The 12,338-nt window shown below is 51.7% G+C and carries 10 protein-coding genes and 1 rRNA gene; 6 read left to right on the top strand and 5 right to left on the bottom strand.

What is annotated here, in order from left to right; translation table 11 throughout:
* Positions 1-10 precede the first annotated feature (10 nt).
* Positions 11-1,207, bottom strand: coding sequence for an acyltransferase family protein (locus tag BUB30_RS27950; RefSeq protein WP_073141305.1), 1,197 nt, complete (start codon positions 1,205-1,207; stop codon positions 11-13).
* A 187-nt stretch (positions 1,208-1,394) separates the two neighbouring features.
* Between BUB30_RS27950 and BUB30_RS27940 the strand changes: the two genes are divergently transcribed.
* Complete coding sequence (locus tag BUB30_RS27940) at positions 1,395-2,849, top strand: aminopeptidase P family protein (protein WP_073141301.1); 1,455 nt, start codon at positions 1,395-1,397, stop codon at positions 2,847-2,849.
* Positions 2,850-2,929: 80 nt separating this feature from the next.
* On the opposite strand, the gene BUB30_RS27935 is transcribed toward BUB30_RS27940, so the two are convergent.
* A complete protein-coding gene (locus tag BUB30_RS27935; protein WP_073141300.1) occupies positions 2,930-3,349 on the bottom strand; it encodes a nucleoside-diphosphate kinase in 420 nt (139 codons plus the stop codon).
* A gap of 188 nt (positions 3,350-3,537) precedes the next feature.
* Between BUB30_RS27935 and BUB30_RS27930 the strand changes: the two genes are divergently transcribed.
* From BUB30_RS27930 to BUB30_RS27910, 5 genes are read left to right on the top strand one after another with little or no spacing between them, the layout of a single operon-like run.
* Complete coding sequence (locus BUB30_RS27930; RefSeq protein WP_317044232.1) at positions 3,538-4,575, top strand: DHH family phosphoesterase; 1,038 nt, start codon at positions 3,538-3,540, stop codon at positions 4,573-4,575.
* Between the two features lie 58 nt (positions 4,576-4,633).
* On the top strand, positions 4,634-5,524 hold the full coding sequence (locus BUB30_RS27925; RefSeq protein WP_073141296.1) for an FKBP-type peptidyl-prolyl cis-trans isomerase: 891 nt from the start codon (positions 4,634-4,636) through the stop codon (positions 5,522-5,524).
* Positions 5,525-5,554: 30 nt separating this feature from the next.
* Positions 5,555-6,469, top strand: coding sequence for an FKBP-type peptidyl-prolyl cis-trans isomerase (locus tag BUB30_RS27920; RefSeq protein ID WP_073141294.1), 915 nt, complete (start codon positions 5,555-5,557; stop codon positions 6,467-6,469).
* On the top strand, positions 6,466-7,056 hold the full coding sequence (gene rdgB / locus BUB30_RS27915) for an RdgB/HAM1 family non-canonical purine NTP pyrophosphatase (protein ID WP_073141292.1): 591 nt from the start codon (positions 6,466-6,468) through the stop codon (positions 7,054-7,056). The genes BUB30_RS27920 and rdgB overlap by 4 nt, the downstream gene beginning before the upstream one ends.
* A 33-nt stretch (positions 7,057-7,089) precedes the next feature.
* The gene (locus BUB30_RS27910) at positions 7,090-7,704 is read left to right on the top strand and encodes a uridine kinase family protein (protein ID WP_073141290.1); all 615 of its coding nucleotides are present in this window, start codon (positions 7,090-7,092) and stop codon (positions 7,702-7,704) included.
* Between the two features lie 77 nt (positions 7,705-7,781).
* Here the strand turns inward: BUB30_RS27910 and secDF are convergent, their stop codons facing one another.
* From secDF to rrf, 3 genes are all read right to left on the bottom strand, one after another.
* Positions 7,782-10,745 carry a protein translocase subunit SecDF gene (secDF, locus tag BUB30_RS27905; RefSeq protein WP_073141288.1) on the bottom strand — a complete coding sequence of 988 codons (2,964 nt, stop codon included), beginning with the start codon at positions 10,743-10,745 and terminating at the stop codon, positions 7,782-7,784.
* Positions 10,746-10,840: 95 nt separating this feature from the next.
* The gene (locus BUB30_RS27900) at positions 10,841-11,194 is read right to left on the bottom strand and encodes a hypothetical protein (RefSeq protein ID WP_073141285.1); all 354 of its coding nucleotides are present in this window, start codon (positions 11,192-11,194) and stop codon (positions 10,841-10,843) included.
* Positions 11,195-12,061: 867 nt separating this feature from the next.
* Positions 12,062-12,173: ribosomal RNA gene (rrf, locus tag BUB30_RS27895) — 5S ribosomal RNA — on the bottom strand.
* Between the last annotated feature and the right edge of the window lie 165 nt (positions 12,174-12,338).

Below are 12,338 nucleotides of genomic sequence, written 5' to 3'. Positions count from 1 at the left end.
AAGACGCTGCTCAAACACGCACCGCAGCTTCCTGCACACCTACGGGATTCTTTTGCCTGGTCTTTAATTTCACACCGAACAAAAGCCGCATCACATTAAACGGCCGGATGCACAAGAGGTAAAACGCCACGCAGCTCGTTAGCGTGAGCAAACTCACGGCCCAGAATTTTGCTGCGATGCTCCAGGGCAATTGATCGATATAATACCCCAGGAAAATAATTACGGTCTGGTGCAAAATATAGAACGGGTAAAGTCCCTCATTGATCCGGCTGAGCCAGGGGTGCTGGCGGTTCAGGTAATGTTGTCCGTAGGCAATGACGGTGATCACCCAAAACCAGCTTAAAAAGATCGCGGTCACATCAAAAGCGATTTCCACCGTGTCGGCGCTCCAGGGCAACCGTATGATATCCGTCAAGTGAAAATAAAAACCATAGAACGGGATAAGAATAAACAGCGACGCCACCGACAAATGTTTCCGGTTCTGGCCGATGGCTTCCCACAACACGGGGTTCGAATAACAGAGCATTCCAAAAACAAAAAAGCAGAAGTAGAACGTGAAGAACGCCCAGTCGCCGGCAAGGGCATGGGTTTCTTCCGGGAAGAAGGGGCGTAAGGCGATTTGCGTGATCAAAATAAATGCCGCCGGCAACAGCAATAGTCCGGCGGGGCTGCCCAACCATCGCAAGGCGCTGGCTTTGAAGGCCGCCGATTTGGGCGAGCGGAGAAAGATCAGGATGGGGATCGCGATGAGCGAGTACACCAGCAAGTAGGCAACAAACCACAGGTGGTGCCAGCTGAAACTTCCTTTGGGGTAGGGGACAAAATCGAAAACGGTTTTATAAAATTCACCATAGCTGGCATAGTTGGCGATGCGTTCATAGTAGATCTGCGGCGGCACGATCACGAACATGCCAAAGACAAGGGGGATCAAAAGACGTTTCACGCGCTCGCCGGCAAACTGCGAAGGGGTGCGTTTGCCCAACGCCATGTAGGTGCCGGCGCCGGAGATGAACAGCAGCAGCGGCATGCGCCAATAATGCAGGATAACCATCCAGTAGCGGAAGCTCTCGCTGGTCTCCGCATTTTTGACATGCCAGCCCCACGTATTGAACAACATGCCGGTGTGGTAGAACAAAAGAATGATGATGGCGATGAGGCGGAGCCAGTCCAGGTCATAGCGGCGCTCGGAAGCAATTTTGATTTCCATGGTGATTTTTTTTCTTCAAAAATGCGACGGACACATGCCCCGGCACGACCTAGTCTATAACGTGGACGTTCGACTTTATAAAAAAGTATGCGAAATTCACCCGCCAGGCCGGTTTCCGGGCCGGACATCAACTCCTTTTCTGGCGCTGACGAAATTTCACGATTTTAGCGTCAAATAATGTGATCGTATGAAATTGCTGCTGTTGATGGCCTGCCTGCTTTTCTGTGTTGAAGGTTTTTCCCAGGACAAGAATGTACCCGCCGATTTTCTAACCCCCGATTTCCACAAAGGACGCCGCGAAAAATTGCGCGAAACGCTGCCGCCAAACTCCGTGGCCGTTTTCTTTGCCAACCCGGTGCGCAATCGCTCAAACGATGTTGACTTTGTGTATCACCAGGACCCCGATTTCTACTACCTCACGGGCTACAAGGAAACCGACGCCGTGTTGCTCATCTTCAAAGACAAACAAACCGCCGCCAACGGTACCGTGTATTCGGAGATCATTTTCGTGCGACCCCGCAACGCAAACGAGGAACTGTGGAACGGCGGCCGCCTGGGCAAGGAGGGCGTGAGAAGTGCCCTGGGCCTCAACCAGGCCTTTAACAACACCGACTTCAAAAAATACAACGTCGACTTCGCGAAGTTTTCCAACATTCTCTTCTACGACTTCAACAACGACGTGCGCGACGATGCCAGCGACTCGACCGATCTGTACAGCCTCATCGAACAATTCAAAGTGAAGGTGAACTATCCTTCAAAATCGACCGCGTTGAATGTTCAACCTGAGCAAAAGAAAAAGAACCTGAACACATCCGACCTCGACAACCTCATGTCGGGTCTGCGGGGTGTGAAGACGAAAGAGGAACTGGAATTGATCCGCAAGGCCGTCAACATTTCATGCACCGCTCAGCGCGAGGTGATGAAGGCCATCAAACCCGGCATGTCGGAACGCGAGATCCAGGGCATACACGAATTCGTTTTCAAAAAATACCAGGCCGAAGACGTAGGCTATCCTTCTATTGTGGGTGCGGGAAACAACGGATGCATTTTGCACTACGAAGACAATTATAAGCCCCTCATCACCAGCTCGGAAATGATCCTGATGGACCTCGGCGCCGAGTACCGCGGCTACACGGCCGACATCACGCGCACTATACCCGTATCGGGAAAATTTTCGCCCGAGCAAAAGCTGATCTATGAACTGGTGTTGAAGGCACAGGAAGAGGCGATGAAGATCTGTAAACCCGGCATTGCTTTCCAGGACATGACGCTGGTCACACAAGCCGTGATCAACAAAGGTTTAAAGGAGTTGGGCATTCTGAAAAGTGAGACCGAACGTCACAACTATTATCCCCACGGTTGCTGTCACCACATCGGCCTGGATGTTCACGACAAGGGGGCAAGGATGAGGCTGCTGGAAAATATGGTGATCACCATCGAGCCGGGCATCTACATTCCCCAAAACTCGCCGTGCGACAAACGCTGGTGGGGCATCGCCGTGCGCATTGAAGACGACTTTCTCATCACCAAAACTGGCGTGGACCAATTGTCAAAACTGGCGCCCCGCACGGTGGATGATATTGAAGCCTTAATGAAAGAACCCAGCGCCCTCGACGATTTTGTGCTCCCGGAGCTGCACTGAGATTTTTCTAAAAATAAAAAAAGTGTCCCCCGAAAAGCGGACACTTTTTTTATGCTCAAGAATTTCTTGACGGCGATCGCTTAGAAGCGCTCCAGGTTTGAAAAGAAGAAGCTGCATTCGAGGGCGGCGTTCTCGTCGCTGTCGGAGCCGTGGATGGCGTTTGCTTCGATAGATTTGGCAAACAGGTTGCGGATGGTGCCCGGTTCGGCCTTTTTGGGGTCGGTGGCGCCGATGAGCTTGCGGAAATCTTCCACGGCGTTGTCCTTCTCCAGGATCATCGGGATGATGGCGCCCGACGACATGTAGGTGCAAAGTTCTTTGAAAAAGGAGCGTTGGCTGTGAACCGCATAGAATTCGCCGGCGCGTTCTTCGCTCAACTGGGTCTTTTTCACGGCCACAATGCGGAAGCCTGCTTCCTCAATCATCTTCATAATTGCTCCTGAGTTGGCTGCGCTAACGGCGTCAGGTTTGATCATCGTAAAAGTTCTGTTTCCTGCCATAATATGGTGTTTTATCTGATTTGGTTACGGATATCCGGGTTTTGGAGTATTTCCCCTAAACGGCCGCAAAAATAGTGGATTAGTTTATAGTGCAAATGGGCCCACCAGTAGTTTTTATACTTTAACTCGTCGTATAGTCCTGAACTATTGATTCTTGCGCATTGACTATGCACTAAAATTCCCCATTTTTGCCACTTGCTTTCGAGAAGCCCATGCAAAATATCAAGGCCTTTAAAGACCAATTGAGCCAACCCCGGAAGGTGGTCATTTTGACCCATTTCAAGCCCGATGCCGATGCACTGGGCTCCTCGCTGGGATTGGCCCGGTACCTGAAGAAAAAAGGCCACGCGGTGACCGTGATCACGCCCAGCGACTACCCCGATTTTATCGCGTGGATGCCGGGAAACGAGGAAGTGGTCATCTTTCAAAAAGACAAACCTGACCGCTGCGCCAAACTGGTCGCAGACGCCGAAATGATCTTTTGCCTGGATTTTTCAAGCCTGAACCGCATTAACGAGATGGGCGGAATGGTCCGGGAAGCCGGCGCCAAAAAAGTGCTGGTCGACCACCACCTGGAACCGGAACATTTTGCCGATTTCGAGCAGTGGGACGGCACCGCCGCCTCGACCGCCGAATTGGTGTACCAATTGATTGTGGAGCTGGACGACCAGGCGCTGGTGGACGGTCCGATGGCCGACTGCCTCTATGCCGGCATCATGACCGACACGGGCGGATTTCGACACTCCAACACGAATCACAAGGTTTTCCAGATCGCGTCGGACCTGGTGGCGCGGGGGGCAAATCCCTACAAGGTGTCGAAGCTTATTTATGAAACCAACAGCCTGGAACGGTTGCGACTGATGGGCTATGTGCTGTGGGAGAAACTGCAGGTTTTGCCCGAATACAAAACGGCCTACATCGCCCTGACGGCCGATGAACTGAAACGCTTTGGTTCACAGACGGGCGACACCGAGGGACTCGTGAACTTCGGCCTTTCTATCAAGGGCATCAAGCTGTCGGTGATCATCTCCGATCGCAGGGAAAACATAAAGCTCTCGCTGCGTTCGCTGGGGGATTTTTCGGTGAACGAGATGGCTCGCGCCCACTTTCAGGGCGGCGGCCACCGCAACGCTGCCGGGGGACAGACCAACCTGACCCTGGAACAAACCGTGAAGAAATTTCTCGACCTGCTGCCGCAATACAAAGACCAGCTGCTGGCCGATTAATTTATTTAAAACGATTACAACTTTTCAAAACCATAAACTGTCTAACCAAAATCGAATCATGAATAGAATTTCAATTGTGCTGCTCGGATTGACGTTGCTATGTGTAGCGTGTAGTAAACAAACCGAAAAAGTAACGCCAAACGGCCTCAAATTCAGTGTTATCAAAGCCGGCACCGGCATCCTCCCCAAAAAGGAAGACATCCTGGTGTTTGACTACCTGCTGAAAGATTCCAAGGACTCCACCTGGAACAGCACCCACGAAGACGGTATGCCTTCGGCGGTGATGATCGCCGACAGCACAGCGCTGGCCACCGAGAACGGCATGGTGCAAATGTTCCGTATGCTTTCCAAAGGCGACAGTGTGGTCATGACCATGCCCGTCTCCAAATTCTTCAAAGACGTGATCGGCCAGCCCGTTCCGCCGAAAATCGATACTACCGTCAGCATCTCGTATTTCATCCAGGTGAAAGACATCATGCGCATGGAGGCGTTCCGCGAGTATCAATCCAAGCTCATGGAAGAGAAAAAGAAAACACAACCGGCCAAAGACGCAGCGCTTATCGCCAAATATTTGGAAAAGAACAACATCAAAGCTGAGCAAGACAGCAGTGGTCTGCGCTATGTGTTGCACTCGAGCGGTGGCGGTGCCAAGCCCTCGGTTGCAAATTGCGTGGAAGTGAAATACAAAGGCAAGCTGTTAAAAGACGGCCGCGTGTTTGACCAAGCCGAGAAAATCGCTTTCCCCCTCGGAGGCGTGATCGAAGGCTGGAAGCTGGGCATCCCCAAACTGGGCATCGGCGACTCGGCTACCTTCTACATTCCTTCGGGACTGGCTTATGGCCCCCAGGGTTATCCGGGCGCTATTCCTCCCGATGCCATCCTGATCTTTGACGTACAACTTCTCCAGGTGTCTGCCGAATTCGATCAGGCAACGAGAAGCTGCAAATAGTAGAAACAGTAACTAAATGAATAAAACCATATGAAGAAAAACATGAAACGTGTCGGATGGGTGGCGTTAGTTTTGGTTGGCGCATCGCTAGGGCTATACTCCTGTATTGGTTCAGGCGACAATTATAATGCGGCCGCGCAGTTGCAAGCCGACGTTGCTTCGATCGACAATTTCCTGGATGCCAACTTTCTGGACGCGGTGAAAGATCCCACGGGAATTCGTATGGTCATCACCAAACTCGGCGCCGGTCTGCCTGCATTAGGTTCAGATTCGGTGGACGTGGATTATGTCGGAACCCTTTTTACGACCGGCGCACAATTTGACGCCGGTAACACGAAAGGCCTGGTTGCAGGCTACATCGATGGTTGGAAAGTAGCGCTCACGACGCTGCCGTCTGGATCGGAAGCAACGGTCTACATACCTTCACCCTATGGCTACGCCAATGTCGACAAGGCTTCGATCCCCGCGAATTCCATCCTGGTGTTCAACATCAAATTCAACAAGGTATTGATCACGAAGGCCCAGATCGCGCAGTTCAAAACGGACACGACCAGCATCAACAGCTACATGACGACTAAAAACATCACACCCGTTAAAGATCCCAGTGGCTTGCGCTATGTGGTCACCGACCCGGGTGCCGGCCAGATCCCCGGTTGGTATGACCGCGTAAAGATCAAATACGACGTCAAGTTGCTCAGCGACGATAGTCACGTTGTCGCCTCCGTGGATCAGACTACGGACGACGCCGCCGTCAGGGTGGTCGACAACATCCATGCCCTTCAAATCGGTCTGCAGCGCATCCACGTGGGCGGCAAGATCACTCTGTATTGTCCTTCGGGCTATGCCTATGGACCGGCAGGGGCTTCGGCAGGCGGAGGCATCGCGGTGCCGGCCAACAGTCCCGTCATCCTTGAAGTACAGTTGACGGGTATCGTATCGCAATGAAACTTTGCTTCGCCACAAACAACGCCCACAAATTAAGCGAGGTGCGTAATGTGGCTGGCCCACACATCGAGATCTTAAGTTTACAGGAGATCCAATGTTTTGAAGAGTTGCCCGAGACGCGTAATACGCTCGAGGGCAACTCTCTTCAAAAAGCAGAATACGTTCACACCCACTACAACCTTCCCTGCTTCGCCGACGACACCGGCTTGGAAGTGGCCGCCCTCCAGGGCAGACCAGGCGTGGACTCCGCGCATTACGCTGGCCCCCAACGCAGCAGCGACGACAACATCGCCCTTTTGCTAAAGAACCTGCATGGCCAGTCAAACCGCTCCGCACAATTCCGCACCATCATCACCCTGATCGGCCTGACGCCGGAACCTATTTTTTTTGAAGGCATCGTGAAGGGCTCCATCACCACCACGCCACACGGCACTTCCGGCTTTGGCTACGACCCGGTCTTTGTTCCCGACGGACACACCGCCACGTTTGCCGAGATGACCATGGACGCCAAGAACCAGTTGAGCCATCGCGCCCGGGCACTGAAAAAACTGGAAGACTACCTGAAAAATCATTTCCCCACCCGGTGAAGTTCTTCGTAGATTTGCCGCATCTGAATCTATATGCGTCAACCCTACACCATTGGCATCACCGGCGGAAGCGGCTCGGGCAAGACCTACTTCATCGAACAGCTCGCTTCACATTTTCAGCCGCAGGAGATCTGTCTCATCTCGCAGGATCATTACTACAAACCGATAGAGACCCAGGTCATCGACGAAAAGGGCATCCAGAATTTCGATCTCCCCGAAGCCATCGAGCGCGAGCAATTGCACGCCGACATCCTGAAGCTGAAGCGCGGTGAACCGCTTTTGAAAAAAGAATACATGTTCAACAAAGTGGATTCACAGCCCAAAATGCTGGAGTTCAAACCGGCGCCCATCCTCATCATCGAAGGGCTCTTCGTGCAATATTATCCGGAGATTGAAAAAGAGCTCGATCTGAAAATTTTCATCGAAGCCAAAGACTACCTCAAGCTGAGCCGCCGGATCCGCCGCGACAACGAAGAACGCGGCTACGATCTCGACGATGTGCTGTACCGCTATCAACATCACGTCATGCCAGTATACGAATCGTTGATCAAGCCGCTAAAACACCACGCCGATTTCATCATTCCCAACAACCGGCACTTTGAACGTGCGCTGCATGTGATGGTGGCTGCGCTGAAGGCTCACTTATAAGACGACTGGCTATCAACAAAAAAAGAAGGGTCCCGGAAAATCATCCGGGACCCTTCTTTATTTTTTCTATGTATCGCTTAAGCCGTAACGGGCTTGCCTTGTGCAGGCTTGGGTTCCTGCAGCTTGGTGTCGTCTTTCGAGAAGTCGACCAGTACAGGCGTACCGATACACAATGAGGCATACGTACCGATCAACACACCGATGAGCATCGCGAACGTGAATCCTTTGATGGTTTCACCACCGAAGAAGAAGAGGATCACAATCACGAAGATCGTCGACATACCGGTGATCAAGGTCCGGCTCAAGGTATCGTTCAAAGCTTCGTTCACCACGGTAGCGATAGTCTGGCCGCTTTTCTTGGCATTAAGAAACTCGCGTACACGGTCGAATACCACCACGCTATCGTTGATGGAGTAACCAATTACCGTCAGGATGGCAGCCACAAACGACTGGTCGATCTCCAGCGAGAAAGGCATAACATCCTCCAGGATCACGAAGAGCGAGAGCACCATCAACACGGTGTGGAAAAGGCTCACGACCGTTCCCAAAGCAAATTGCCATTTCCGGAAACGGATCAGGATATACAAGAACATCAAGGCTACGGCGACAACCAGCGACCAGATGGCCGATATTTTGATGTCGTTCGCAATGGTAGGACCAACTTTATACGAGCTGAGAATGCTCGCCGTGTTGCCCTGGAATTTACCCAGACCTTCGTTGAGTTTATGCTCGGCTTGTGCGGTAGCCTCATCGGAATCGTCGTCGATGAGATAGCTGGTGGTGATCTTATATTTCGTAGTACCGCCAAACGTTTTCACTTCCGGTGCGCTTTCAAAAGGCGTCGCGAGGCTTTCACGGATGGATTGTGCGTCGAGCGGCTTCTGGAATTCCACTACATACGTGCGACCACCTTTGAAGTCAACACCATAGTTGAATCCTTTGTAGGCCAACATGGCCATACCGATCACGATGATCGAGCCCGATACCGTGTAGTAGATTCTCCGGTTGCCTACGAAGTTGATGTTAATGGAGCGGAACAAGTCTTTGGACCAGCCTTGTGAGAAGCTGATCTTCTTTCCTTTGCGCAGGTAGAATTCAAAAATCACGCGGGTGAAAAATACCGATGTAAAGAACGAGCAGATGATACCGATGATGAGGGTTACGGCGAAACCGTAGATCAATCCCGAGCCAAACACCAACAACACGAACCCTTTGATGAGGGTGGTCACGTTGGAGTCGAAGATAGCGGAGAACGCACCTTTGTAACCATTGCGCACCGATGCTTCGAGACTCTTACCGGCATTGATATCTTCTTTCACACGTTCGTTGATCAGCACGTTCGCGTCTACCGCGATCGCCAACGACAACAGGATACCGGCGATACCGGGGAGGGTAAGTGCAGAGCCAAACGATGCGAGGATACCCATCAGGAAGATCAGGTTGAGGATTACGGCCAAATCGGCTACCCATCCCGAAACGCTGTACACCACAAACATGAACACGATGATGATGAAGAAGCCTACCACAATGGAGATGATACCGTTGCGGATAGATTCCTGACCCAACGTGGGGCCTACGCTGGCTTCTTCCACGATTTTGGTAGGAGCGGGGAGCGAACCGGCCTTCAATACGTTGGCAAGGTCTTTCGCTTCTTCTACGGTGAAGTTTCCGGAGATCTGTGAGTTACCGTTGGGGATCTCACCATTCACGCTGGGTGCAGAGTACACTACGTTGTCGAGCATGATGGCAATTCTTCCTTTCGGGCTCTTGCTGGAGGCTTCGGCCGTCCATTTTGCCCAGGTGTGGGTGCCGGCAGCATTCATGTTCATGCTCACGGCCTGGCGTGCATATTCGTCGAGATCGTTGCGGGCATCGGTGATCACCTCACCGGTCAACCGGGCTTTGCCGTTGCGGCCGATGTCGAGGAAGTAAAGCTCCAGAGCTTCTTCACCGGTCAGGTCTTTCTCGGGTTTGTTCGCCCAGAAAACGCCCACCGTGCGGGGCAATTGAAGTTTAATGTCGGCACGGCGGAAGATGGAGTTGATCTTCGCAGTGTCTTTCACCGCATAGCGGAATGCACCGGGAGGTGTGCTCAGCGCAAAGATGGGCGAAACGTTGAGGTTCTGAAGTGAATCGAGGCCCTTGCTAACGTCGGCTGCCTTGGCAGAATCAGACTGCACCTTTGTGCTGTCGCCACCCAGGAGGGCGGAAAGGTTCTCATCTTTTTTCGAAGCGTCTTTTGCAGCAGCGGCGGTGGGGGCTGCTTTTTGTTCTTTCACCAATATGTCGTTGATGGCCATCAACGAAGTGTTGAGCGTGTTGGGGTCAACCACATCCCAGAACTCGAGACGCGCCACACCTTGCAGGAGTTTGCGCACGCGTTGCGGGTTGTCGGCGCCGGGAATTTCCACCTGGATCTGGCCGCTGCCGGGCAAGCGTTGCACGTTGGGCTGGCTGGTACCAAACTGATCGAGACGGTTGCGGATGATGGTGAAGGAACGCTCGATGGCGTTCTCAATTTCTTTGTTGATGACGTCTTCCACTTTGCCGTCGTCGTCTGTGATGGCGATGCGGCCTTTGGTGATGGAATTGGCAAAGATGGTGGAGAGTTTCTTACCGGGGTTGTCCTGGCGATAGATGCGGTAGAACAAGTCGGCGAAACTCTTATGCGTTGCTTTCTGTTCGATGTTGGCTTTTCTCAGTGCGGCGATGAACGAAGAGTCCTGGCTGTTGCCGCTGAGGCCTTTGATGATGTCGACGGGGGAAACTTCCAACGTCACGTGCATACCCCCTTGAAGGTCGAGGCCGAGGCTGAGCTCTTTGTCCTTTACTTCTTTATAGGTGTATTCGGAGCCCAACAGGTTGTACACCGGCATGTTCCAGATGGAATCCAGGTACACCTGTTTTTTGTTGAGATCGCCTTTAGAGTAGGCGATGGCGTCTTGCTGCACCTTTCGTCCCACGAATGTGAACGACAGGTAGTAGAAACACAGCGCTGTGATCACTACCGTCAAAAAGATTACTAAACCTTTGTTTTGCATATGATAATTTAAAGAATTACGAATTGAATAAAGTGTGCAAACAGGAGCAGGGTATTCGTCCTGTGATGATGCTACTTAAAGTGAGCGCGGATGGACTAGGGCGCGTTGGGAGATATGAATGACCCCAGCAGCGTGGAAAAGATTTTCTTTAGAGGTGACGCAACGGGAATGTGGCGCTCTTCGTGGTGATCTTCTGCAAGAAGAATTTCAAAAAGAAAGAACACGTCCGTGTTCAATTGCACGTGGGCCGACGGCAGGCTGCTGGTGGGCAGGGAGAAATAGGCCTGGTCGTCGTCGGAGTGATTTTCTTTTTGCTCCGTTTTGATATCCTTTTTGGCAAGCCTGGAATGGCCTGTGGTTTGGAAATAGAAGAGCTGGAAGAACACGACGGCCATGGCGGCGATGATGCCGAGTGCCAGGGTCCATATGCGTGTTTCGGTTCTCTTCATAGTTGATAGGAAGGGGTACAAAAGTAGAAAATTGGTGGGTAAATACAAGGGTTGGGTGCAAGCGTTTGAAAGGCCCTCCTTCGCTAAAGCTTCGGCGGGCGAGGCCCGGCGAGAGGTATTGATTTGTGGGGTGTCTAAATGCCTATAAAAGCCATACTGATTCATTTAACAAGCTTTTATAATAAAAGACACGCGAATTATTTACGCGCCGAAGCTTTAGCGTAGGCGGGCTCTCCCGGGTGTTATCCAAGTACCCGCCTTCGCTAAAGCTTCGGCGGGCGAAGCCCTGCTAGGAGGTATGATTTGTAAATTTGTTTAAAGCAAAAAAGCTTCACTGATTTCTCAATGAGGCTTTTTAAATAGAAGATAGGCAATCCGCCAGTGGTCGGACGCGCGACTTATTTACCCGCCGAAGCTTTAGCGTAGGCGGGCTCTCCCGGGTGTTATCCAAGTACCATCAGTCCCGATAGCTATCGGGAGGCTTAACTGCTCTGTTCGGAATGGCCCGCCTTCGCCAAGGCTTCGGCGGGTGAGAGAAGAGGTGATTTGATTTTGCAAAACGTATGTAAAGCAAAAAAGCCTTGTCGATTTCTCAACAAGGCTTTTTTAAATAAAAGATAGGCAATCCGCCAGTGGTCGGACGCGCGACTTATTTTACCCGCCGAAGCTTTAGCGTAGGCGGGCTCTCCCGGGTGTTATCCAAGTACCATCAGTCCCGATAGCTATCGGGAGGCTTAACTGCTCTGTTCGGAATGGCCCGCCTTCGCCAAGGCTTCGGCGGGTGAGAGAAGAGGTGATTTGATTTTGCAAAATGTATGTAAAGCAAAAAAGCCTTGTCGATTTCTCAACAAGGCTTTTTAAATAAAAGATAGGCAACGACTTACTCTCCCGGGTGTTATCCAAGTACCATCAGCGCTGGCGGGCTTAACTGCTCTGTTCGGAATGGGAAGAGGTGATCCCCGCCGCTATAGTCACCTTAAGATTTGCCTACTGTAGTGTTTGCTACGGTAGGTCTTAATGTTTATAGCTGATTGTTATTCGATTTGATTCGAACAACGCTCAAACTTAATATCGTTGACATGTTGTCTGATGAAAGAGCAGTGTAGAAGAGTTAAACGAGCACACAGTGTGCGTCTGAATAAAA

This window comes from Chryseolinea serpens, assembly GCF_900129725.1.
Classification (GTDB): Bacteria; Bacteroidota; Bacteroidia; order Cytophagales; family Cyclobacteriaceae; genus Chryseolinea; species Chryseolinea serpens.
This window is presented reverse-complemented; position numbering and strand designations above follow the sequence as displayed.

What these genes read in the sequence shown, in the direction of transcription:
- BUB30_RS27940 (WP_073141301.1), top strand. Translation starts at nt 1,395, where the DNA reads ATGAAATTGCTGCTGTTGATGGCCTGCCTGCTTTTCTGTGTTGAAGGT.
- rdgB (WP_073141292.1), top strand. Translation starts at nt 6,466, where the DNA reads ATGAAACTTTGCTTCGCCACAAACAACGCCCACAAATTAAGCGAGGTG.
- BUB30_RS27935 (WP_073141300.1), bottom strand. Translation starts at nt 3,349, where the DNA reads ATGGCAGGAAACAGAACTTTTACGATGATCAAACCTGACGCCGTTAGC.
- BUB30_RS27925 (WP_073141296.1), top strand. Translation starts at nt 4,634, where the DNA reads ATGAATAGAATTTCAATTGTGCTGCTCGGATTGACGTTGCTATGTGTA.
- BUB30_RS27910 (WP_073141290.1), top strand. Translation starts at nt 7,090, where the DNA reads ATGCGTCAACCCTACACCATTGGCATCACCGGCGGAAGCGGCTCGGGC.
- BUB30_RS27900 (WP_073141285.1), bottom strand. Translation starts at nt 11,194, where the DNA reads ATGAAGAGAACCGAAACACGCATATGGACCCTGGCACTCGGCATCATC.
- BUB30_RS27920 (WP_073141294.1), top strand. Translation starts at nt 5,555, where the DNA reads ATGAAGAAAAACATGAAACGTGTCGGATGGGTGGCGTTAGTTTTGGTT.
- BUB30_RS27950 (WP_073141305.1), bottom strand. Translation starts at nt 1,207, where the DNA reads ATGGAAATCAAAATTGCTTCCGAGCGCCGCTATGACCTGGACTGGCTC.
- secDF (WP_073141288.1), bottom strand. Translation starts at nt 10,745, where the DNA reads ATGCAAAACAAAGGTTTAGTAATCTTTTTGACGGTAGTGATCACAGCG.